The sequence below is a fragment of the Haloarchaeobius ordinarius genome (assembly GCF_051801355.1).
Classification (GTDB): Archaea; Halobacteriota; Halobacteria; order Halobacteriales; family Natrialbaceae; genus Haloarchaeobius.
On the sequence record NZ_CP196560.1, the window covers coordinates 1,553,206 to 1,573,170 of the forward strand.

26 protein-coding genes are annotated in these 19,965 nt (G+C 65.6%); 14 read left to right on the top strand and 12 right to left on the bottom strand.

Annotated features, from left to right (window positions below; all coding sequences use genetic code 11):
* The first annotated feature begins 78 nt into the window (after window positions 1–78).
* Window positions 79–1,392 (top strand): outer membrane protein assembly factor BamB family protein, encoded by a 1,314-nt coding sequence (locus ACSC1R_RS08100; protein ID WP_439028556.1) that lies wholly within the window; start codon window positions 79–81, stop codon window positions 1,390–1,392.
* 15 nt (window positions 1,393–1,407) lie between these two features.
* On the opposite strand, the gene ACSC1R_RS08105 is transcribed toward ACSC1R_RS08100, so the two are convergent.
* Both ACSC1R_RS08105 and ACSC1R_RS08110 read right to left on the bottom strand, forming a co-directional pair.
* Window positions 1,408–2,109, bottom strand: a complete 702-nt coding sequence (locus tag ACSC1R_RS08105) for a hypothetical protein (RefSeq protein WP_439028557.1) — start codon at window positions 2,107–2,109, stop codon at window positions 1,408–1,410.
* 4 nt (window positions 2,110–2,113) lie between these two features.
* Window positions 2,114–2,635 (bottom strand): archaemetzincin family Zn-dependent metalloprotease, encoded by a 522-nt coding sequence (locus ACSC1R_RS08110; RefSeq protein WP_439028558.1) that lies wholly within the window; start codon window positions 2,633–2,635, stop codon window positions 2,114–2,116.
* A gap of 39 nt (window positions 2,636–2,674) precedes the next feature.
* Between ACSC1R_RS08110 and ACSC1R_RS08115 the strand changes: the two genes are divergently transcribed.
* The 5 genes from ACSC1R_RS08115 to npdG all read left to right on the top strand — a co-directional run bounded on the left by ACSC1R_RS08115 (window position 2,675) and on the right by npdG (window position 5,622).
* Complete coding sequence (locus ACSC1R_RS08115) at window positions 2,675–3,082, top strand: UPF0146 family protein (RefSeq protein WP_439028559.1); 408 nt, start codon at window positions 2,675–2,677, stop codon at window positions 3,080–3,082.
* A gap of 61 nt (window positions 3,083–3,143) precedes the next feature.
* Entirely contained in the window at window positions 3,144–4,019 is an 876-nt protein-coding gene (locus ACSC1R_RS08120; protein WP_439028560.1) for a TIGR01548 family HAD-type hydrolase, read from the top strand.
* Window positions 4,020–4,056: 37 nt separating this feature from the next.
* Entirely contained in the window at window positions 4,057–4,443 is a 387-nt protein-coding gene (locus tag ACSC1R_RS08125; protein WP_439028561.1) for a hypothetical protein, read from the top strand.
* Window positions 4,444–4,477: 34 nt separating this feature from the next.
* Window positions 4,478–4,879 (top strand): hypothetical protein, encoded by a 402-nt coding sequence (locus tag ACSC1R_RS08130; RefSeq protein WP_439028562.1) that lies wholly within the window; start codon window positions 4,478–4,480, stop codon window positions 4,877–4,879.
* 74 nt (window positions 4,880–4,953) lie between these two features.
* Window positions 4,954–5,622 (top strand): NADPH-dependent F420 reductase, encoded by a 669-nt coding sequence (gene npdG, locus ACSC1R_RS08135; RefSeq protein WP_439028563.1) that lies wholly within the window; start codon window positions 4,954–4,956, stop codon window positions 5,620–5,622.
* Between the two features lie 276 nt (window positions 5,623–5,898).
* Here npdG and ACSC1R_RS08140 read toward each other — a convergent pair whose 3' ends face one another.
* Both ACSC1R_RS08140 and ACSC1R_RS08145 read right to left on the bottom strand, forming a co-directional pair.
* Complete coding sequence (locus ACSC1R_RS08140) at window positions 5,899–6,216, bottom strand: helix-turn-helix domain-containing protein (RefSeq protein WP_439028564.1); 318 nt, start codon at window positions 6,214–6,216, stop codon at window positions 5,899–5,901.
* An 84-nt stretch (window positions 6,217–6,300) separates the two neighbouring features.
* The gene (locus tag ACSC1R_RS08145) at window positions 6,301–6,570 is read right to left on the bottom strand and encodes a thioredoxin family protein (RefSeq protein ID WP_267642008.1); all 270 of its coding nucleotides are present in this window, start codon (window positions 6,568–6,570) and stop codon (window positions 6,301–6,303) included.
* A 159-nt stretch (window positions 6,571–6,729) separates the two neighbouring features.
* On the opposite strand from ACSC1R_RS08145, the gene ACSC1R_RS08150 reads away from it, so the two are divergent.
* From ACSC1R_RS08150 to ACSC1R_RS08170, 5 genes are all read left to right on the top strand, one after another.
* Window positions 6,730–6,891 (top strand): preprotein translocase subunit Sec61beta, encoded by a 162-nt coding sequence (locus ACSC1R_RS08150; protein WP_439028565.1) that lies wholly within the window; start codon window positions 6,730–6,732, stop codon window positions 6,889–6,891.
* A 72-nt stretch (window positions 6,892–6,963) separates the two neighbouring features.
* The gene (gene pdxT, locus ACSC1R_RS08155) at window positions 6,964–7,569 is read left to right on the top strand and encodes a pyridoxal 5'-phosphate synthase glutaminase subunit PdxT (RefSeq protein ID WP_439028566.1); all 606 of its coding nucleotides are present in this window, start codon (window positions 6,964–6,966) and stop codon (window positions 7,567–7,569) included.
* 39 nt (window positions 7,570–7,608) lie between these two features.
* Window positions 7,609–8,058: a bifunctional nuclease family protein gene (locus ACSC1R_RS08160; RefSeq protein WP_439028567.1), complete on the top strand. Its 450-nt coding sequence runs from the start codon at window positions 7,609–7,611 to the stop codon at window positions 8,056–8,058.
* Entirely contained in the window at window positions 8,055–8,351 is a 297-nt protein-coding gene (hisE, locus tag ACSC1R_RS08165) for a phosphoribosyl-ATP diphosphatase (RefSeq protein WP_439028568.1), read from the top strand. The genes ACSC1R_RS08160 and hisE overlap by 4 nt, the downstream gene beginning before the upstream one ends.
* A gap of 194 nt (window positions 8,352–8,545) precedes the next feature.
* Entirely contained in the window at window positions 8,546–9,508 is a 963-nt protein-coding gene (locus ACSC1R_RS08170) for an NOG1 family protein (protein WP_439028569.1), read from the top strand.
* A 33-nt stretch (window positions 9,509–9,541) separates the two neighbouring features.
* Here ACSC1R_RS08170 and ACSC1R_RS08175 read toward each other — a convergent pair whose 3' ends face one another.
* The 3 genes from ACSC1R_RS08175 to ACSC1R_RS08185 form a co-directional block, all read right to left on the bottom strand.
* On the bottom strand, window positions 9,542–10,279 hold the full coding sequence (locus ACSC1R_RS08175; RefSeq protein ID WP_439028570.1) for an SIMPL domain-containing protein: 738 nt from the start codon (window positions 10,277–10,279) through the stop codon (window positions 9,542–9,544).
* Between the two features lie 51 nt (window positions 10,280–10,330).
* The gene (locus tag ACSC1R_RS08180) at window positions 10,331–11,641 is read right to left on the bottom strand and encodes a TIGR00341 family protein (RefSeq protein WP_439028571.1); all 1,311 of its coding nucleotides are present in this window, start codon (window positions 11,639–11,641) and stop codon (window positions 10,331–10,333) included.
* A 181-nt stretch (window positions 11,642–11,822) separates the two neighbouring features.
* Window positions 11,823–12,083: a hypothetical protein gene (locus ACSC1R_RS08185; protein WP_439028572.1), complete on the bottom strand. Its 261-nt coding sequence runs from the start codon at window positions 12,081–12,083 to the stop codon at window positions 11,823–11,825.
* A gap of 100 nt (window positions 12,084–12,183) precedes the next feature.
* Between ACSC1R_RS08185 and ACSC1R_RS08190 the strand changes: the two genes are divergently transcribed.
* The 3 genes from ACSC1R_RS08190 to ACSC1R_RS08200 all read left to right on the top strand — a co-directional run bounded on the left by ACSC1R_RS08190 (window position 12,184) and on the right by ACSC1R_RS08200 (window position 14,342).
* Window positions 12,184–13,080, top strand: coding sequence for a hypothetical protein (locus ACSC1R_RS08190; protein WP_439028573.1), 897 nt, complete (start codon window positions 12,184–12,186; stop codon window positions 13,078–13,080).
* A gap of 108 nt (window positions 13,081–13,188) precedes the next feature.
* On the top strand, window positions 13,189–13,806 hold the full coding sequence (gene engB / locus ACSC1R_RS08195) for a GTP-binding protein EngB (RefSeq protein ID WP_439028574.1): 618 nt from the start codon (window positions 13,189–13,191) through the stop codon (window positions 13,804–13,806).
* A 68-nt stretch (window positions 13,807–13,874) separates the two neighbouring features.
* Window positions 13,875–14,342: an NUDIX domain-containing protein gene (locus ACSC1R_RS08200; RefSeq protein ID WP_439028575.1), complete on the top strand. Its 468-nt coding sequence runs from the start codon at window positions 13,875–13,877 to the stop codon at window positions 14,340–14,342.
* A gap of 7 nt (window positions 14,343–14,349) precedes the next feature.
* Here the strand turns inward: ACSC1R_RS08200 and ACSC1R_RS08205 are convergent, their stop codons facing one another.
* The 5 genes from ACSC1R_RS08205 to ACSC1R_RS08225 all read right to left on the bottom strand — a co-directional run bounded on the left by ACSC1R_RS08205 (window position 14,350) and on the right by ACSC1R_RS08225 (window position 19,919).
* A complete protein-coding gene (locus tag ACSC1R_RS08205; protein ID WP_439028576.1) occupies window positions 14,350–14,829 on the bottom strand; it encodes a GNAT family N-acetyltransferase in 480 nt (159 codons plus the stop codon).
* 384 nt (window positions 14,830–15,213) lie between these two features.
* Window positions 15,214–16,179 carry a bacterio-opsin activator domain-containing protein gene (locus ACSC1R_RS08210; protein ID WP_439028577.1) on the bottom strand — a complete coding sequence of 322 codons (966 nt, stop codon included), beginning with the start codon at window positions 16,177–16,179 and terminating at the stop codon, window positions 15,214–15,216.
* A gap of 380 nt (window positions 16,180–16,559) precedes the next feature.
* Window positions 16,560–17,642: a sugar ABC transporter permease gene (locus ACSC1R_RS08215; protein WP_439028578.1), complete on the bottom strand. Its 1,083-nt coding sequence runs from the start codon at window positions 17,640–17,642 to the stop codon at window positions 16,560–16,562.
* Entirely contained in the window at window positions 17,639–18,604 is a 966-nt protein-coding gene (locus ACSC1R_RS08220) for a carbohydrate ABC transporter permease (protein ID WP_439028579.1), read from the bottom strand. The genes ACSC1R_RS08215 and ACSC1R_RS08220 overlap by 4 nt, the downstream gene beginning before the upstream one ends.
* A gap of 1 nt (window position 18,605) precedes the next feature.
* On the bottom strand, window positions 18,606–19,919 hold the full coding sequence (locus tag ACSC1R_RS08225) for an extracellular solute-binding protein (RefSeq protein WP_439028580.1): 1,314 nt from the start codon (window positions 19,917–19,919) through the stop codon (window positions 18,606–18,608).
* Between the last annotated feature and the right edge of the window lie 46 nt (window positions 19,920–19,965).

A 19,965-nucleotide genomic window follows, 5' to 3' on the forward strand; every position in this document is an offset into this window, starting at 1 on the left:
GTTCCACCCTGCGTCCTCCTGTCGTCCGTTCGTATCGAATCGAAGAGGTAAGGTTCCAGCACCTCGTTCTCCCAGCCCGTGACACGGTTCCCTCGCCGCCTGCGACGGCTCACGACGGCCCTTCCCGTCCGTGAGCCCGGTGGCCGCGCGCGGCTGTTCGCGCTCGCTGCGCTCGTCTGCCTGACTGTCGCTCTCGCTGGCTTCGCCACTGCCCCCGCTGAACCGCACCTGACCGTCGCCGAAGAACCGCCCGAGCACAACACGCTCGTTGGCTTGCAAGGCTACGCCGACGAGGGACGGGTAATCGAACTCTCGCCCCAGGGCGAGGTCGTCTGGGAGTACGACGGTCCGGGCGACATCTTCGACGTGGAGCCGGTGAACGCGTCGACGATACAGGTCGCCACCGCCGACGCGGTCCCCGATTCCGACTGCCCCGAGCCATACGCGAGCGACGGGTCCGACGGCTGTGTGCGCAACGCCCTCCAGCTCGTCGACCGCGACACGAAAGCGGTGGTCTGGGAGTACGCCTGGCACGACGTGGAGAAACACGAGCACGAACTCCACGACGCCGACCGATACGTGGTCGACGGCGAGCCCCGCTACGTGCTGGTCGATATGGGCAACGACCGCGTGTTCGCGGTCGACGAGTCGGGCGAGAAACTGTGGCAGTGGAACGCGACGGACACCTACGACCGCCCGGCCGACATGGGCCCCGAGTCGGACTGGACGCACATGAACGACGTGGACCGGGTCGAGCCGGGCGTGTTCCAGGTGAGCCTGCGGAACTTCGACACCGTGGTCGAACTCCACGTGGCCGACGACGGGTCGGTCCGGGTCGAGCCGGTCATCGGGCCGAACCAGTTCGACGGGGAAGCGGGCCCGCTGTACGAGCAGCACAACCCCGACCGGCTCGGTGACGGGTCGCTCCTCGTCGCCGACAGCGAACACGACCGCATCGTCGAGTTCGACGCTGACGGGAGGGTGACGTGGGAGGCGGGTGGCAGCGGCCTGTTCGACTGGCCGCGCGACGGCGACCGCCTGCCGAACGGCCACACGCTGGTCACCGACTCCTACAACGACCGGGTCGTCGAACTCGACGAGAACGGCGAGGTCGTCTGGGCGGTGAAGACCGGTGACCTGCCGTACGAGGCCGACCGGGTGACCCCGCGGGACCCGGCCGCCGCGGACGGGAGCGCCGACGGACCGAGCGCGGCCTCGGGGTCGCTCTCGTCGAACACCGTCGACGGCTCCACGGTCGGGAGCTACCTCGCGCTCGCCGTCTCTATCTCGAAGTACGTCCTCCCGAACGGCCTGGCGGAACAGCTGTACTCGCTGGTCGCCACGGTGGTGTTGCTCGGGTTCGCGGGCGTCGAAGGGTACCGGGCGCGCTGACGGGTCCGGCCCCGTCTACAGTGTCTGCCGCCCACGAAGCAGGTCGGCCGTCTCCTCGAAGAACCCCGGAACCGACAGCGGCGTGTCCGGGTCGAACAGGAACAGCGTCCCGGCTGCCGGGTCGCTCGTCGGCGTGAGCCAGACGACGGTCCCGGCGTCGGTCGTGGTCAGCGTCCCGACCGGGTGGTCGTCGCCAGCGACCGTCGCGATGCTCTTTCGAACCGTCTCGTACAGGCTCTTCGCCTCGGCCTCCGGGAGCGTCCCGTCGTCCTCGCGGTAGACGACCGTGACCGTCTCCGGGTCGCAGTGGGCGACCGCCGACAGGCCCCAGCCGGTGCGTGACTGGACGACGCTGACCAGCAGGTCGTCGGAGTAGTCCGCGACGGCCGAGAGTGCCTCGATGGCGGCCAGTTCGCCGGGCGTGTCGCGGCGGACGAACCCGGTCGAGAACTGCTCCATGTACTGGGTCGCGAGCAATTTCGCCGCGCCGAACGTCTGTGCGGTCCCCACTGTCAACGGGACCGCGAAGTCCGACGAGAACAGGCGGTGGACGCGGACGACGTAGCCAGAGGGGCGCATCGCGCTCGCGCGACCGCCAGGCGAGTCGTACCGGGGCAGGACGCTGACGGTCAGGTTGCGCGGTTCGTGGTAGAACTCTGCACCGTGTCGGCCTTCGTACTCTCGTTCCCAGCCCTCCGGCAGGCTCTCCCCCCGCATCACCTCAGAGCACCATTCGCTGGCAGGTGCCACAGAGGGTCTCTTCTTTCACGTCCACCTCGCGGACCGTCGGAGAGAAGTTCATCACGCAGCGGTTGTTGTCGCAGTGTTCGAGGCCGAGTGTGTGGCCGATTTCGTGGACGATCTCCTTGCGGATGCGGTCCTCGAATATCTCCTCTGAGCTCTTGTGTGAGAACCCACCGTCGCTGGAGGTCTGGAGGCGGTACGTCGAGACGACGCTCCCGCTCCCGTCGAGATAGGCCAGACCGAAGACGTAGTTCCGCCGCCGGTAGAAGAGGTCCTTGGGGGTGACGGCGATGTTCTTTTCCCCGTTACCAACGCGCTCTGCCAGCTGGATGAACTCCTCGGCGGAGTACTGGTTGCGCTTGGGGTCGTACGCACCACTCGGGAGCGACTGGGGCTCGTGGACGGTCACGTCACAGCCGTAGACCGTCCGGAGCCCTTCGGATGCCGCCCGCTTGACCGGTGCGGACACGTCACCCACAGGAACGATGTCGACGTGCATGCCAAACGATAAGGCATCTTCGGGCATAAACATCCCGCCGTGGTAACCGATTCGACACCCGCTCTCTGTGGGTGGATAGCGAAGTACGACGCCGCCGTCGAGGTCGGAATCGGCAACCGGACCGACGTCGCGGCCGGCCTCGTTGCGCGTGGGGTACGGGTCACCGCGACCGACGTCCACGAGCGGGCGGTGCCCGATGGGATTCGATTCGTCCGCGACGACGTGACCGACCCCGACCTCGACGTGTACCGTGACGCCGGCGTCGTGTACGCGTTGAACCTCCCGCCCGAGTTGCATCGGCCGGGCTGGGAGGTTGCAACGCGGGCCGACGCCGACTTCGTGTTCACGACGCTCGGCGGCGACCAGCCCGCAATTCCGGTCCAGCGAGAGACGATTCCGGGTGATACGTTGTACGTGGCGCGAGAGGCTCCCGGGGCTGGGCGTTGAGTGAACGACGAGACCTCTCGGTCCGATAGGCCCTTTACCCGTGGGGTACGTGACGAGGCATATGGAGGCAGACACGGTCGTCCTCGACATCGACGGGGTGCTCGTGGACGTGGCGGACTCCTATCGCCGAGCCATCGTGGAGTCCGTCGAGCGCGTCTACGACCAGACCATCCGCAAAGAGGACATCCAGTCGTTCAAGGACGCCGGTGGGTTCAACAACGATTGGGAACTGACGTACGCGGCCGCACTGTACGTGCTGGCGCTCCGCGAGGGCTGTTCGCTCTCGCTCGACGAGTTCACCGACGAGATTCGTGAGCACGGCGGCGGTCTGGAGAGCGCCGAGCTCGCCATGGGTGCCGAAGTCGGTGCGAACGCGTTCGAGCGAATCAAAGAGCAGTGGGACACCGAGCGCCTGCGCGACGTGTTCCAGCAACTCTACCTCGGGAGCGACCTGTACCGCACGCTCGAAGGGGGCGAACCGGACATCGACTGTGCGGGGTTCATCCACGACGAACCGGTCATCATCGACCCCGAGACTATCGAGATACTCACGGAGAACTTCGAGGTCGGCGTCGTCACGGGGCGGCCGTCGGCCGAGGCCGACATCGCCCTCTCGCGGGTGGGCCTCGACATTCCCGACGACCACCGCTTCACGATGGACGACTGGGAGCAGGGCAAGCCGCACCCGCACGCCCTCATGACGCTCGCGGAGCGCTTCGACAGCGAGGACGTGGTGTTCGTCGGCGACACCATCGACGACGTGACGACGGCCCGGCGCGCCAACGAGGAGGACGAGTCTCGGACGTACACCGGCGTCGGCGTCCTCACGGGCGGCCTGACCGGTGTCGAAGGGAAACAGAAGTTCGTCGCCTACGGCGCGAAGGCCATTCTCGACGACGTGAACCTGCTGCCGGGCCTGCTCGGCGTCGAGCAGTAGGGAAAGGTTCTCGGTCCCGTTCTCGGAACTATCGCCTATGCCCGACCAGCCCTCCCTCTCGCGGTCGCTGTATCCACTGCTGCTTCTCGCCTGGGTACTCCCGGCGTGGTTCAGCCCACCTGACCCGTTCACACAACTCCTGTCGTTCGCCCCGGGAATCCTGCTGGCGCTGGTGGCCGGGGTCTGGTTCGCCCGTGCCGGCCACCGGGTGCTCGACGCGACCATCGCGGACCTCTGGCTGTTCGCGGTCACCGTCCTCGGAGTGGTGATACTGGGCTCGCTCCTCGTGCCGGACCCGACGCTGACGACGCTCCAGACGGGACTCCTGTTGCTCGCGGCACTCCTCGTCGCGGGCTGGCTCGCCTTCGCCCCGAGTGCCGACCCGATTCGCCGTCGACTGGGTCGAAACCGCCCGAGTGAGTAGCGGTTATATATCGGTCGCTCGCTATCTCCCGGCAATGAGTCTGGTACTTCGTCGTCTCTCCTGGGCGGTCCCGCTCGGGGCCGCACCGGCCGTCGTCGGTGGCACCACGTTCAGCCCACCCGACGTGTTCAGCACGGTCGCCTACATCGGTGCGGCACTCCCACTGACGCTCTTGCTCGGGTATCACGTCGCGGTGAAAGAGAACCCCGCCGAGGGCCGGAGCCCGAACCGGCTCTGGCTCTTTTCGGGCTGCCTGCTCGCGCTCTTGCTCGTCGCTGGCGCGGCGTTCAGCCGTCTGGACCCCGCGATGCTCTGGGACCTCAGACAGGAGTACCAGCTCGGGGCGGTCGCCGGGAGCGTCGGCGGCCTGTTCCTGTTCGCGGAGGTCGTCATCTACTACGGCGTGTTCGACCGGCTGCACGGTCTGTTCTCCTGAGCCTCGCACTTCTGACACCGGCCCGGGCTGCCGACTCCGAACCCTTATTTTCCGTCCGCGACCACCACACGGGTATGCGAATCGCACTACTCGGCGGTACCGGAGACATCGGGCAAGGACTCGCGCTGCGCTGGGCCTACGACACGGACCACGAGGTACTCATCGGGTCGCGCGACCCGGAGAAGGCACGGACGATGGCCGAGGAGTACGAGACGGAACTCGACAGCCGCGGCGTCGACGTGAAGGTCAACGGCTTCGCGAACGCGATGGCGGCCGACCGCGCGGACGTCGTCGTCCTCGCCGTCCCGCCGTACCACGTCGCGGACACGGTCGAGAGCGTCGCGGAATCGCTCGACGAGGACACCATCCTCGTCTCGCCCGCGGTCGGGATGAAGGGCGACGAGGACGGGATGCACTACCACCGCCCCGGCGCAGGGTCGGTGACGGCACTCGCCGCGAAGGCCGCACCCGAGGGCGTCTCGACGGTCGGCGCGTTCCACAACCTCTCGGCGGACCGCCTCGCGAACCTCGACGCCGACCTCGACCTCGACACGCTGATCGTCGGCGACGACCCGGACGCGAACGACATCGTGGCGCGGCTGGCCGACGAGATAACGGGACTCCGCCCGCTCCACGCCGGGCCACTGGCGAACGCCGCCGAGGTCGAGAGCATCACGCCGCTGGTCATCAACATCGCCCGCTACAACGACGGGATGCACGACGTGGGCGTCAGGTTCAACTGACCGCACCCGGTAGACCGTCACTGGTCTTCACGCGGACTGTCGAGAACCGGTTGACGAACGTATCCGACCGGAAGCGATAGAACGCGACAGCGACCCGCGTTTCACTCGCGAGTTCGAACGAAGCGGGAGACCCGGAAGCCGCCGGTCTCGGTGACGGCTTCCGCGAGCACGACACGGCGACCCGGTATCGCTCCCCCCAACGCCTCCCCCCCAGAAGGCGCTCCCGACACCTGTGCGTGGTCGTGCTCGCCCCCTCCCGCACTTTGTGAGTGGTTGTCACGGGGTACGAGACTTTCCTTCGAAACCGAAGTTGGTTCCGTTTGGGTCTTGCCTTCGCCAGCGAGAGGATATCTCGGAGAGCGGGGCTACCGAGGGCCGTGAAATGTGGTGCTCTCCTTCGCAATCGAACGGTTCGTCTCGGTGGTTGACCATCGTCTCGTAGATGAGCCTGGAGAGCCCCCGGCGAAGCCGCTGTGAGTGGGCGTTGTCACTGATGCCGACCACCTCGACGAGGTCGTCGATGTTGACGCTCCGGGGCACCTCGAAGTAGGTGTGACTCGTCAGGGGGCGATGCCTCCCCGGAGGAATCGACACGGAAAGCAACTCACGTTTCGCGGAAAAATACGGCCATGCTATAGCATGGTCGGTAGCGTCTCGACCGGTGAGGATGCGGGACGTCTATGCGCCGGCCTTCTCGAGAGCGTCCTCGAGGTCGTCGCGCTGGGTAACGCCGACGAACCGCTCGACGATGCCGTCGTCGTTCTCGATGATGAGGGTGGGGAGCGAGCGTACCTGGTACTCGTTCGCCACGTCCTGCTCTTCGTCGACGTTCACCTTCTCGACGGTGAATCGGCCCTCCCAGTCCTCCTCGAGTTCCTCGAGGATGGGGTCTTGCGTCTTGCACGGGCCACACCAGTCCGCATAGAAGTCCTTGAGCGTGACTGCCATAACGAGTCGAAATTTTCCGCGCACCGCGCATAAGGGTTTGGTTCGCGGGCGCTCCAGTAGCCGTCGTGCACGACCGCCGTGGCCAGGCCCCACGGCGCCACCGCCCCCGACTCGGCCCGTGTCGAAAGACTTAGAGGCATCCGGACTGGAGGGAGGGACATGAGCAAGGGCCAGAACTCCGGCGGCCTCATGTCGAGCGCCGGACTCGTCCGCTACTTCGACGCCGAGGACCGCAACGCCATTCGAGTCGACCCCAAGACCGTCGTCGCCTTCGGTGTCTTCTTCGGTGCGCTCGTCCTCGTGATGCGCGTCGCGCTGTAACCCGGCGCGGACTCCGCACGTCGACGACGGACGAACACGACGCTTTTCTTCGACCGGTCGTTACCACCGAGTATGACACTGACAGCCGGCGTTATCGCCGTTCAGGGCGACGTCTCGGAACACGCCGACGCCATCCGGCGCGCGGGCGAGGCCCACGGCGAGGACGTGACCGTCCACCAGATTCGGAACTCGGGTATCGTCCCCGACTGTGACCTGCTGTTGCTCCCCGGTGGGGAGTCGACGACCATCTCCAGACTCCTCCACGACGAGGGTATCGACGAGGAGATAATCGACCACGTCGCGGCCGGGAAGCCGCTGCTCGCGACCTGTGCGGGGCTCATCGTCTCCTCGACCGACGCGAAAGACGACCGCGTCCGGACGCTCGACCTGCTCGACGTGACCGTCGACCGGAACGCCTTCGGTCGCCAGAAGGACAGCTTCGAGGCACCGCTCGATGTCGAGGGCCTCGACGAACCCTTCCCGGCGGTGTTCATTCGCGCGCCGCTCATCGACGCAGTCGGCGACGACGTCGAAGTACTCGCGGAGTGGGACGGCAAGCCAGTCGCGGTCCGGGACGGGCCGGTCATCGGGACGTCGTTCCACCCCGAACTCACGCCCGACGTGCGCATCCATCGGCTCGCGTTCTTCGCCGGGAAAACCGAGCAACTCGCGCGCTGAGAACGCAGCCTTTTCTTGCTGGCACCCTTCCGTCGGGCTATGAAGGCATCCATCGACACGGTACGCGTCGCCGGGACCCAGGACGGGCCCGTCCCGGTCGTCGTCCTCGAGGTCGAGGACGACGACGACGTGTTGCCGATCTTCATCGGGTTCGACGAGGCTATCGCCATCGTCCGGGGACTGGACGCCACTGACATCGGGCGACCGCTCACCCACGACCTCTTGCTGGATGTGATGGAGGAACTCGGCGGGCGCGTGACCAAGGTGGTCGTGAGCAAGGTCGAGTCGGGCACCTACATCGCCGACCTGCACGTGAACACGCCGCGGGGCGACGTGGTCATCGACGCTCGCCCCAGCGACTCGCTCGCGCTGGCGGCCCGGACGAACGCCCCTCTCGAAGTCGACGACGAGGTGTACGAGGACGGCCGACGCGCCCCGGAAGAGTTCGCCGAACTCGACGACATCCGCGAGGTAGCCGACTACACATGACAGAGACCACCGACGAGATACTCGACGACCTGTTCGCGGTCATCGAAGACCGCAAGGCAACGCTCCCCGAGGACTCCTACACCGCCAGCCTGTTCACCCACGAGAAGGGCGAGAACGCGGTGCTGGAGAAGCTGGGGGAGGAGGCGACGGAACTGATTCTGGCCGCGAAGGACGACGACCACGACGAGATTGCCCACGAGAGCGCCGACATCGTCTACCACCTGCTCGTGTTGCTCGCGATGAAGGACATGGACGTGAGCGACCTGCGTGCGGAGCTGGCGGAACGGCGGTAGGCGGAAAGAATTCTGGGAGCCGGCTGTTTGCTCACTCGTCGTGTTTCGCCCTCTTGGCGATGCACTCGAGGTGTTCGTGCCGACGAGCAGTCCACTCGCGCCGATGGACGAGACGGCGCGACCGCAACGAGTCGTCCTCACACGGACGAGACGGGATAAACGCGCTTTTATGGCCGCTCGACATAGGACCGTGCATGATTTTCGAGAATCTTCCGACGACACCACGGTCGGAGGAACTCATCGACAAGGCGTTCTCGCGGGCGGCCCGTGCAGGCCGGGCCAAGTCCGGACACGACGCCCAGACGTCGATGCTCCAGACGGCGTCGAACATCCTTTCGGACAATCTGGAGAACGTCGTCACGGCCTGGCCGGACTTCGACGAGGTCGACCCGTTCTACTACGAACTCGCGGACGCCATCGTCGACGTCGACGAGGTGCGCAAGTCGCTGTCGGAGGTCACCTGGGCCTCCCGCAAGACCGCCGAGATTCGACAGGAGTACGAGGGCCGGATGCGCCGGAACGACCTCGACACCGCCCGGAAGTACCGCAAGCAGGCGTTCGCCCGCCTCGCGGACGTCGTCGAGGAGATCGAGGACGACCTGTTGCGAATCGGCGCGGCCCGCGACGAACTGAAGACGCTGCCGGACATCAACCCGGACGAGCCGGCCATCGTCGTCGCCGGCTACCCGAACGTCGGGAAGTCCTCGTTCGTCAACGCGGTCACCCACGCGCGTGGCGAGACCGCGACGTACCCGTTCACGACGAAGGGAATCGGTGTCGGCCACTTCGAGCGCCAGCACATCCGCTACCAGATCGTCGACACGCCGGGGCTGCTCGACCGCCCGCCCCAGGAGCGAAACGACATCGAGGCCCAGGCCGTCTCGGCACTCACCCACCTCGCGGACTGCGTGCTGTTCGTCATCGACGCGAGCGCCAACTGTGGCTACCCGCTGGAGGCACAGCTCGAACTCCTCGCCGCCGTCGAAGACCAGTTCGACGACGTTCCGGTCATCACGGTCTGCAACAAGAGCGACGTCTCGCGTGACGTCGACGCCGACTACTACATGAGCGTCACCGAGGACGAGAATCTGGAGACGGTCCTCGATGCGGCGGTCGACGCGGTCGGGTACGAACCGGAATTGCCGTTCGACGGCTGAATCGGCCGGTCACCTCCGGTTCGTCGCTTCGTCTCAGGCTATCTCGTAGACGACGTTGACGGTCACTTCGACGTCGATTGGACCCGGTTCGAGCGTCGTGCTCGCGTCGGCTTCGGCCGCGCGGTAGACCGGGAACGGCGGCTGGTGGCCACCGCTGGAGACGGTGAGGCTCGTTATCTTCACGATGGAGACACCCGCAGCACTGGCGGCGGCGTTCGCGTCCTTCTCGGCAGCCGCGACGGCCCTGGCGATGGCGTCGGTCCGGAGGTCGGCGATGCGTTCGTCGCTCAACTCGAACGAGACGCTATCGACACGGGCCGCGCCGTTGGAGACGGCGAGGTCGATGATTCGCCCGGCGTCGCTCACGTTGTCCGTCTTCACCTCGTAGGCGTGGACCGCGGTGTAACCGGTTATCTCCCGGCCCTTCTCGTAGTCGTACTGTGGGACGAGCCGGTAACTCGTCGTCTTCACGTTCTCGTCGGGAATCCCGGCATCACGGAGTGCCTGACGCATACTCGTCGAGTCCTGTGTCGCGAAGTTTCGGGCACTATCGGCGGTCTTCCCCTCGCGTTCGACCGCGATGGAGACGACCACGAGGTCAGCAGGGGCGGACACCGTTCCAGTCCCCGAGACGGAGAGGGTACTCTTCGATTCTCCGTCGTCGGTGCTGGCGACGGCGGCCGTGCCGTCGTCACCGGCCCCGACCATTCCGAGGCAGCCGGCGGTCGTGACGAGCAGTGCCACGAGTGCGACTGCGACTTTCAGGTTCATACTCACTCATGGTAGGGGAGCTACCGAGAAGAACTATCGAGCACTCGTTGGTTACGTGGTTTCGCTCGCGTCCCCCGCCGACTCGTACTCCATGTACCGGACTTCGACCACCACGTCGTCTCCGTTCACGACCGTCTCGCGGAGCCGTTCGGGGAGTCCTGAATACGTCTCTCTGGGGGGTCTGGCGAGCGTGACGACGACGCGTTCCGGTCGGGGGTCGAAGACGCGCTGGTACAGGTTCTCCTCGTGGACGAGGTTCACGTCGACGAGTCTGAGCTCTGGGTACTCTTCGACGGTCTGTTCGACACCAGTTATCATGTCGTCCTCGATGGCCGCGGTCGTGTAGGACATGTAGGTGACGCCCCCGAGGAACACCGAGAGGATGGCGATGGACGCGACGAGGATGGCGGCACGTTTTATGGTCGCAGTCCGGGCTTCGTCCAGTCTGAGCCAGTGCTCGGGGCGGTAGCCCGAGTACCAGAGGGTCGCAGTCGCGGCGAGGTTGATGGAGAGGACGTTGACCAGGACGAGGACGGTCGCACCGAGGACGACCAGCGGCTTCATGTAGGCAATACCGATGCCGATGACGGCAGTCGGCGGGACGAGGGCGACTGCGATCATGACGCCCACGAGCGAGGCCGAGACGCCGGAACGCATCGACATCGCGCCCGCGATACCGGCCCCGAGTGCCACGGCGAGTGAGAGGATGTCCGGGCGCAATCGCTCCTGGACCTGCCCCACGACGAGGATGTCCATCGGGGGGATGAGGTGGAGTGTCTTGAGCACCGTGGCGAAGGCGGCCGCTGCCACGATGGCCACGGCGAGGCCGAGCAACTGGAGGCGGGCCCCACGGGTGAAGAGGTCGGCATCGTCCAGGACGGTCCCGACGCTCGCGGCCATCGCGGGCCCGATGAGCGGCGCGATGACCATCGAGCCGACGACGACGGCGGCGGAGTCGAGCAACACGCCCGCGGTGGCGATGACGACACTCACGACCGTCAGGAGGACGTACGCCGGAATCTCCGGGGCCATCTCTGCGGCCTGTGTCTTCAGCTCTTCGCGCGAGATACGGTTCGTGGTCTCTTCTTCCTCGGCGTACTTCTCCTGGAGTCGTTCGAACTTCTTCGAGACGACCGTCTCGGCGTCGAGGATGACGGTGTAGGACTGCCGTTCGATACCTGACTCGCGGAGTTGCTGGAGAATCGGCTCGACGGCCTCGGTGGGCAACGGGAACGAGACGACGCCCGTGTACTTCCGACCGCTCGTCTCGTCGGTGAGCACGTAGTCGATGCCCTCGTCGTCGAGGACGTCGAGAACGGCCTCGCGCTTGCCCGCCGGAATCATGACCTGTACGAGTCGCACGTCCGTTCCGACGGGAAACTGATAGAAATATCTCTCGCATGGGCGACCATCGCTCGGGATGGTGAACAGGCGACGCCTCCCGCGGTTGCCGGGGAGGGCGTCGCACAACCGCGTGGTCCTCGGCAGTGACCGTCAGCGCACGCAGGGACTGGCTGCGAGTTCGGATAAAAGGTCTCGCACGTCAGGGGCGGAGTCCGCGAACCGCGCCGACCAGCCACTTCGTCGCCGGGAAGAGCCAGCGCTCGTGGCGGAACCGGTTGTAGCCGTGGATGGTCAGGCCGACGAAGACGATGCTGGCGAGGAGTGCGGTGAACCAGAGGGCGGTCCCGGTCGGGAGGGAAAGCGCGGCGACCCCGAAGCCGACCAGTGCCGCCAACGTTGTCGGGAGCAGGGCGTCGACGACGCCGACCGAGAGTGCTGCGAGTGATTCACCGAGGGCCATACGTCACTGCAAGAGGGTGGGGCTGATAGACCCAGCGCTCGAGGGTGGCCGTCGATGCGAGCGCGAACTGCTATCGTCCTCCCCTTCGTCGGGACGACACATGTCGTGCTGTCTGGAACCGGGGGCGTGGGAGTACCGAGACGAGAACGACGACCGAATCGAGACGCTGGTGGTCCGCGCGTTCTTCGACGGTGACCTTCGATTCGCCGAGCGGGAGAGTGCCGAGGGCGAGCGGTCGGTCGCCGCGATCTTCACCGACCCGGCGACGGGTGACTGGATGGAGACCCGGGTCGGCAGCGAGGGCGAACTGGTGGAGCTTCGTGGGCCGGTCTCAGACGACAGGGTGGAGGCAACGGGCCGTGGAGTGACCGCGTCGGGGACCGAACGGCGATGCCGACAGACGCTGTCGGTCGACGAAGACGGTGTCGTCCGCGTGACCGAGGAACAGGCTTCTGGCGACGACTCGTGGTCGCCGTCGCGTCGGGGTCGATACGTCCGCGTCGGTGACGCGCCACCGGCAGTCGACCCGACTGCGAGTCGGAGCGCGGTCGCCGGCACCGACCCGGCGACGCTCCCGCCGGAGCGCCAGTTCGATTTCTGGGTTGGGGAGTGGGACGTCTCGACCGCCTCGGGCGACCCTGCCGGGTACAACGTCATCGAGTCGACCCTCGGCGGCGCACTCCTCGTCGAACACTGGGAGAGTGCCGGGGGCGGCGCTGGCAAGAGCCTGAACTGCTACGATGCGGGCGCTGACGAGTGGCTGCAGACGTGGGTCGATTCGACCGGTGGGACCATCGTTACTCGGGGTCGGTTCGAGGACGGGGCGATGCGGCACTCGGGGACGTTGACTGAGGCCGACGGTACGCGGAACCCCTACCGCGGCACGTGGACGCCGGAGGCAGATGGGACGGTCGTCCAGGTGCTCGAAACCTCCGACGACGACGGCGAGACCTTCGACGAGTGGTTCCATGGGACCTACGTCGACGCGACCGAGTGAGCTCTGGTGGCAGCTACGATCGAACGCCCCCGTGCCGGGGTCTGAACGTCTCGCACACCCGCGACGGAACCAGACACGTTTTTCCCCGTCCCCCGGCTACGACCGTCCATGTTCGAGAACCGCCCGAACCGAGAGAGCGAGGTCGTCCTGGTAGGGCGGTCGAACGTCGGCAAATCGACGCTGATGCGCCAGCTCACCGGGCACCGCTTCGACACCGGCGGCAAACCCGGCGTCACCCGCTCGCCGAATCACTACGACTGGGCACCGGAGGACTTCATGATAACCGACCTGCCGGGGTTCGGCTTCATGTCCGGGGTGGACGAGGACCGACGCGAGGCCATCAAGGACGACATCGTCCACTATCTCGAGGAGTACGCCGACAACTTCCTCCTCGGTGTGGTCGTCGTCGACGGGAAGAGCGTCATCGACATCATCGACCGCCACTCCGGCCCGGACTCCATCCCCTACGACGTGGAGATGTTCCACTTCCTCCAGGAACTCGGTGTCCCCACCATCGTCGCCGTCAACAAGATGGACAAGGTCGACGACAGGGACGCGCGACTGAACGACCTGTGTGACCGCCTCGGGCTCTATCCGCCGTGGGAACAGTGGCAGGACACCATCGCGCCTATCTCGGCCAAGCAGGGTCGTATCGATGCGTTCGAGCAGGCCGTCCGCGACGTGCTCCACGACCACAAGCGCGACGACCTGCTGAAGTTCTTCTGAACGCCTGCCGCCGCCACGGGCCGGTTTTCTGGTAGACCACATCCCTGATGGCCGATGGTGATAAGTGGATGGCAGAAGACGACAATACGATGACATCTGAAGGGCGGTACGTGGTGAACGTCGAAGCGGCCATCTATCGCGACGGGGAGTACCTGCTCGTCGAACGCGCCGCCGAAGAGGACCACGCACCGGGGTCGCTGGCGCTCGTCGGAGGAACCGTCGAGCGGACGGACCACGACACGAGCGCGCTCGAGAGTACCGTCCACCGGGAGGTCCGCGAGGAAGTCGGGCTGTCGGTCACGGACCTCCGGTACGTCCAGAGCAACGCGTTCGTCACCGATTCTGAAGACCCCTGCCTCAACGTCGTCTTCCTGGCGCGTCACGACGACGGCGAAGCCCACATCGCGGCCCCGGACGAGGTGACCGACCTTCACTGGCTCGCGCCCGCCGCAGTCGAGACCCATTCCGACGTGCCCGAGTGGACCGCCGCTTTCGTCGCGCTCAGCGACGAACGACGGCAGACCCTCGGGTGGTGAGTCGCTCTCACCCGAGTTCCTTCGCCATGAGCTTGACCGGGAGTTCGGCGGTGACGCCGTTCCCGGAGGTCTCGACGACTTCGTCGCCGACCACGTCCCAGCCCGCCTGCCGGTAGAACGGGACCGCGTTGAGCGACGCCCACAGGTAGCACTCTTCGTGCCCGGCGTCTCTGGCTGTGCTCTCGAGGTGAGCGAGCAGGGCGGAACCGACTCCCCGCCGTGCCTGCCCGGGGCTGACGTACACCGCCCGCACCTCCCCGTCGTCGACCACGAGGTGCCCGTAGCCCGCCAGTTCACCGTCGACCTCCGCCACGACGACGTGCTCGCCCGGTTCCTCGACCGGATACCGGTCGGGACGCTTGCCACCCGACCATGCCCGTACCTGTCGCTCGTCGTAGTGCGTGCGACCGAGTTCGCGGGCCGACGCCTCGTGCATCGTAGCGATGGCTGGCGTGTCCGCTGGCGTGGCCCGACGGACGGTGACCATACGACCAGAGACGTGGCTCTGTGAGAAGAGTGCAGTGACCGTGCAGGTCCGCCTGTCGGACGTCTCGCCACGGCTGTAGACAGGTTCTACGACGGAGAACGTACGAAAGCGCGTGAGAGCCTCGAGACGGAGCAGCAGGATGGGCACGGGTTCGTCCGTCTGGACGTAACTACCCACCACGTCCCCCCGAACTGGATAGTCACAGTCCCCCCAGAGTGTGCAATCCAGCCCTCTGTGGTGTCGTGCCGTCGGCAGCACCCGCCACCAGACTCTACGCATCGATGACGGTGGGCAGCGACGGGCCACAGCGAACGAGCCCTTTCGAGACTGCGCCACACGTCATCGAGATGAAACTACGCTCGCTCTCGTGATAGCCGCACCCTCTTACTGGTCAGAGACTGTCGTGCCGGCGCTATGAGGGGTCCGACCGATGTCACTGAATCCCTCCAGCAACGTCCGGAACACGGTCCGTTGGACGTTCCGGAGGTGGTGATGGAAGGTCTGGCGCGTGATGTCCAGCCGGTCAGCCAGCTCGTCGCTCGTGCTCGCCCGTGGCCGTTCGAAGTACCCACCGTAGTAGCCCGTGGTGAGTGACATCCACTGCCGCTCGGTCAACTCGTCCTGAACGACGGACCGGAACAGTCGTGGCGTGATACTCAGTTCGACGTTCGTCAGTTCGATGTCCGGGTAGTACGTCGCGGCCACTTCCGTGAGGAGTGAGACGTCACTCTTCGGGGGGACCTCACCGACGATGACGAACGCGTCGTCCTCGATGTACGCGGTCTTCGTCGTGCCGCCGAACTCGCGAAACAGCTTCCCCATCGATTCGCCGGTGGAATGTCCCTCGATTCGGAACTCGTCGCCACGCTTGTTGAACAGCCGAAGGTCGATGATGTGTGGGAACTGTCGGAGTGCGTCCATTACTCCTCGCGGATTCGCGCCGGAGATGGTGAGGTACTGGAGGACAGACCCGTCTGCCAACTCGACGATGCCGTCGAGTTCCATCTCGATGTCGGGAGAGATCGCCCGGAACGCCTGCCCGAGTTCAACCGACCTGAACTCGACGTTCAGCACCTGGTCGGCCGTGAGGTTCGGGAGCGAGAACTCGTCTTCGCCCTGTCGCGAACCTGTCTCCGTCGGGAGCCACCAGATTCTGGTGTTTCCACCCACCTTCTTCGATGCGAGACGCCCGCGCTGGACCAGTCTGTCGAGTTTCTCGTACGCCGTCCGGTGTGCACAGTCGAGCGCAGTTGCCACCTCACCCGTGGATCGAGGCTCGTGCGGGTCACGTCCCGCAGTGAAGATCGAGAGAACCGCTTCTTCGGGAACCCATCGACCGGAATCACCCATTGCCTGCTAGTGAACGTCAATCGAGTTAGTCGTTCTGTTCGAAACTGAATCTATCAGTGTGTCTCTTCTTCTACGAGTGTCGGACGGACGAGTCCGGAGCGGCGAGTCCTGGTGGGAACTGGTCGATACTATGTCCGTGGTTTGGGGAACGTCCTCTTCACAGGGGACTCGGGAGCGAATCGCTGAGTTCTACGAATAGTCGCTCGAGAACGCCGGTTGTAGCCGGCTACGTGTGGTGGCTCGGGGAAAGTCCTCGTCACAAGGGGCTCGGAGGGGGTAACTGTCGTCACTGCCACCGACTAGCCGTCGGAGGTCGAGCGTCAAGAATCCACCTTTCTGGCTCCGGAAAAACCGCAGAAACCGAACGAGAAGAGAACCGCCTAGCCTTCCACGCCGCCGAACGACAGCCCGCCCTCGATGTACCGCTGTGCGAAGAGGTACACGAGGCCGAGGGGGGTGGCGAACAGCAGCGCGAACGCCGAGAAGCGCGCCCACGGGATGGAGTACTCGCCGATGATGGAGTACAGCCCGACCGGGAGCGTGTAGTTCTCGGTCCCGAGCAGCGTCTGGGCGACGATGAACTCGGTCCAGCCGGTGAGGAAGGTGAAGATGAACACCGTCGCCAGACCGGCCTTCGAGAGTGGCAGGATGATCTCGGTGACGACGCGCCACGGGGGTGCGCCGTCGACGATGGCGGCTTCTTCGTAGGAGACGGGGATACCGTCCATGTACGTCTTGAGCAGCCAGGTGTTGAACGGCACGGCGGTGGCGGCGTAGTACACCGAGAGTGCGAGCTTGTTGTTGTTGACGCCGAGCTGGACGAAGACGGTGTACAGCCCGATGAGCAGGGCGATACCGAGGCCGCCGCCCACCTGCGTCAGCAACACGTAGCCGAACAGGATCTTGTTCCGGCCGACGAACTCGCGCCGGGAGAGCGCGTACGCGCCCGGCACGATGAGCGACATCGCGATGAGCACCGTGGGGATGGCCACGGTCATGCTGTTCACGAGGAAGCCTTTGAAGCCCGAGGGGTTGTCGATGCCGTGGGCCGAGGCGTCGAGGAACGTGACCGAGGGGGTGTTGACCACGATGGCGGAGTTCGTCAGCGGGATGTTGAAGCTGATGGCGTAGCCCGGGACGATGAGGTCGCCGATGACCCAGATGAACGGCTTCAGCGACGGGTCTTTCGGCAGGAGGTTGAGGCCGCCGGTGGAGTAGATGGAGCCGCCGGAGCCCGACAGCGCCGAGATGAGTATCCAGTACAGCGGGAACAGCAGGAGGAGCACGACGACGAGTGCGCCGAACGTGATGCCCGCCGTCTTGAGCGGCCTGGTCGGGGAGACTTTCCCCTCCCGGATGGCGTGGATGGTGTACCGGACCTCACGGGCCAGTTCGACCGGGGCCATCACGGCGTTCTTCGTGTCCTCTTTCAGACTGCGCGCGACGGAGCGAAGCAGGCTCATGCCTCGTTCACCCCGTCGGCGAGCCGACCTTTCTTGACGTTCAGCCACATGAACACGCCGATGATGACGACGGCGATGAGGCTGATGGCGGCACCCTCACCGTACTGGGAGAACGAGAACGCCTCCTTGTACGCGTAGAGGATGATGAGTTCGTTGGCGCGTGCGGGTCCGCCCTCGTTGAACACGAAGGGGATGAGCAGTTGCTGGAACGACGCGGCTGCGGTCAGGATGGACGCGAACAGCACGGGCCGTTTGATGGATGGGAGCGTCACGTGCAGGAAGCGCGAGAAGTAGCCCGCGCCGTCGACCATCGCGGCCTCGTGGAGTTCGTCCGGGACGTTCTGGAGTGCGCTCACGGTGATGATGACCATGAACGGGTACGCGAGCCAGGCTTCCGTGACGTTGTACGCGAGAAACGCCATCCAGCGCTGGCTCATCCAGGCGATGGAGTCCATGCCGAGCATGGCGAGCACCTGGTTGGCGAGGCCGAACTCGGCGGAGCTGAAGATGCCACGCCAGACGGTGATGGTGAAGATGGCCGGGAGCCCCATCGGGACGATGATGAGCGAGCGCATGAACCGCTTGCCGCGCACGCGTTCACCCGTCACGACGAGGGCGATGCCGAGGCTCACGGCGATCTTCAGGGCGACGCTCGTGGCCACGAACAGCCACGTGATACCGAACGAGTTCCAGAACGCGGGGTCACTGAGGACGGTGACGTAGTTCTCGAGGCCGATGAACGTCGCTTCGCCGAACGTGAGCAGCGACATCGCGCCGTCACCGGCGAACAGGTTCGACGGCTTGGCGTTCGTGAACGACACCCCGATGAGGTACATGATCGGGAACAGCATGAACGCCGAGAACATGAACAGCCCCGGCAGCACGAGAAGCAGCGACGCGTCTTCCCGCTCCAGGAAGGGGATGTCTTCGACCCGCGATGCAACGCCGGATTTGGTACTCATGTTACTCCCAGTTGGCGCGGATTTCCTTCTCGGCCTGTTCGAGTGCGGGCTTGGGGTCGGCGTCGCCGTTGAACACCTTGGTGAGTGCGGAGCCGACGGGACTCCAGACCTTGTTCATCTTCGGGTGCGTCGGCATCGGGGTCCCCATGGCGACGGACTCGGAGAACGCGCTGACCTCGTCGGGCAGTTCGTCGCTGCCGGCGAGGCTGGAGAGGACCGGGATGGCGCCCTGTTCCTTGGCGGCCTGGAGCGCACGGTCCTCGTTCGTGACGTGCCACTCGGCGAACTGCCGGGCGGCGGCCGCGCTGGCGTCGGCGTCTTCCATGCCCTTCGAGAAGAACCACATCGTGATACCCGTGTAGGGGTTCGGCTCGCCACCCTCTGGCATCGGGAGCTTCGTGACGCCGTAGTTCACGCCCTTCTCGTTGAGCGTCGCGAGGTACCACGGGCCGTTGATGGCGAAGGCGGCGTTGCCTTCCGCGAAGGCGGCTGCCTGGGCCTCGTAGCCCGGGTCCTTCGGCATGTACGGCGTGAAGTTGTCGAGTGCGAAGTTGAGGCCCTTGACCGTCTCGGACTTGGTGAGGCCGAGCATCGGGTCCTTGTCGGGGTTGAAGTAGTAGCCGCCGAAGGCCTGCAGCCAGGCGCTGGCGAAGTACGGGTCGAACGGCATACCGAGGCCGTACTGGCTGCTGCTGGGGTCGTGGTACTCGTCCATGACCGCCGTCATGTCGGCGACGGTCTCGGGGGCCTCGTCGACGATGTCCTTGTTGTAGATGAGGGTAACCGTCTCCGCGGAGTGCGGGAGGCCGACGACCTCACCGTCGAACTGGACCGCCTGTGCGGCCGCGTCGGTGAAGGTGTCGAGACTCACCGAGAGCTGGTCGCCCTGCCCGGTGACGAAGCCGCGCTGGTGGTAGTCACCGACCCAGTCGTGCGCCCACTCGAACAGCTTCGGGCCCTGACCGGCGGGAATCGCGCTCGTCGTCTTCTTCGCGAGGTCCGCGATGTCCGCGCCCTTGATGGTGTGTTTCGTGTTGCTGTTGAAGTTCTCGATGGCGGACTTGCGAGCCGGAATCTCCGTGTCGGGGAGGCTGTACCAGACCTTCGCGGTCCCGGCCGGTCCTTCCGATTCGGTCATCTCCGAGTCGCCCGACTCGGTCTCGTCGCTGTCGTCGCCGCCACCGCCGCCGCTGTTACCGCCGTCGTCCGTCGGTGCCGAGGTCGACTGTTCCTGGACACCCACACAGCCTGCGAGCGTTCCGAGCGTTCCTGCCACTCCGAGCTTCTTGAGCACTGCCCTGCGTTCCATTGACATGGTGAATATTAGATGAATTAGTCCTTCACACCTTAAATCATTCGAC

Excerpts from the sequence above, each read along its gene's own strand:
- ACSC1R_RS08105 (WP_439028557.1), bottom strand. The coding sequence starts at position 2,109 with ATGCGGGGGGAGAGCCTGCCGGAGGGCTGGGAACGAGAGTACGAAGGC.
- ACSC1R_RS08110 (WP_439028558.1), bottom strand. The coding sequence starts at position 2,635 with ATGCACGTCGACATCGTTCCTGTGGGTGACGTGTCCGCACCGGTCAAG.
- ACSC1R_RS08120 (WP_439028560.1), top strand. The coding sequence starts at position 3,144 with ATGGAGGCAGACACGGTCGTCCTCGACATCGACGGGGTGCTCGTGGAC.
- ACSC1R_RS08125 (WP_439028561.1), top strand. The coding sequence starts at position 4,057 with ATGCCCGACCAGCCCTCCCTCTCGCGGTCGCTGTATCCACTGCTGCTT.
- ACSC1R_RS08130 (WP_439028562.1), top strand. The coding sequence starts at position 4,478 with ATGAGTCTGGTACTTCGTCGTCTCTCCTGGGCGGTCCCGCTCGGGGCC.
- npdG (WP_439028563.1), top strand. The coding sequence starts at position 4,954 with ATGCGAATCGCACTACTCGGCGGTACCGGAGACATCGGGCAAGGACTC.
- ACSC1R_RS08145 (WP_267642008.1), bottom strand. The coding sequence starts at position 6,570 with ATGGCAGTCACGCTCAAGGACTTCTATGCGGACTGGTGTGGCCCGTGC.
- ACSC1R_RS08150 (WP_439028565.1), top strand. The coding sequence starts at position 6,730 with ATGAGCAAGGGCCAGAACTCCGGCGGCCTCATGTCGAGCGCCGGACTC.
- pdxT (WP_439028566.1), top strand. The coding sequence starts at position 6,964 with ATGACACTGACAGCCGGCGTTATCGCCGTTCAGGGCGACGTCTCGGAA.
- ACSC1R_RS08160 (WP_439028567.1), top strand. The coding sequence starts at position 7,609 with ATGAAGGCATCCATCGACACGGTACGCGTCGCCGGGACCCAGGACGGG.
- hisE (WP_439028568.1), top strand. The coding sequence starts at position 8,055 with ATGACAGAGACCACCGACGAGATACTCGACGACCTGTTCGCGGTCATC.
- ACSC1R_RS08170 (WP_439028569.1), top strand. The coding sequence starts at position 8,546 with ATGATTTTCGAGAATCTTCCGACGACACCACGGTCGGAGGAACTCATC.
- ACSC1R_RS08175 (WP_439028570.1), bottom strand. The coding sequence starts at position 10,279 with ATGAACCTGAAAGTCGCAGTCGCACTCGTGGCACTGCTCGTCACGACC.
- ACSC1R_RS08185 (WP_439028572.1), bottom strand. The coding sequence starts at position 12,083 with ATGGCCCTCGGTGAATCACTCGCAGCACTCTCGGTCGGCGTCGTCGAC.
- ACSC1R_RS08190 (WP_439028573.1), top strand. The coding sequence starts at position 12,184 with ATGTCGTGCTGTCTGGAACCGGGGGCGTGGGAGTACCGAGACGAGAAC.
- engB (WP_439028574.1), top strand. The coding sequence starts at position 13,189 with ATGTTCGAGAACCGCCCGAACCGAGAGAGCGAGGTCGTCCTGGTAGGG.
- ACSC1R_RS08200 (WP_439028575.1), top strand. The coding sequence starts at position 13,875 with ATGGCAGAAGACGACAATACGATGACATCTGAAGGGCGGTACGTGGTG.
- ACSC1R_RS08205 (WP_439028576.1), bottom strand. The coding sequence starts at position 14,829 with ATGGTCACCGTCCGTCGGGCCACGCCAGCGGACACGCCAGCCATCGCT.
- ACSC1R_RS08210 (WP_439028577.1), bottom strand. The coding sequence starts at position 16,179 with ATGGGTGATTCCGGTCGATGGGTTCCCGAAGAAGCGGTTCTCTCGATC.
- ACSC1R_RS08215 (WP_439028578.1), bottom strand. The coding sequence starts at position 17,642 with ATGAGCCTGCTTCGCTCCGTCGCGCGCAGTCTGAAAGAGGACACGAAG.
- ACSC1R_RS08220 (WP_439028579.1), bottom strand. The coding sequence starts at position 18,604 with ATGAGTACCAAATCCGGCGTTGCATCGCGGGTCGAAGACATCCCCTTC.
- ACSC1R_RS08225 (WP_439028580.1), bottom strand. The coding sequence starts at position 19,919 with ATGTCAATGGAACGCAGGGCAGTGCTCAAGAAGCTCGGAGTGGCAGGA.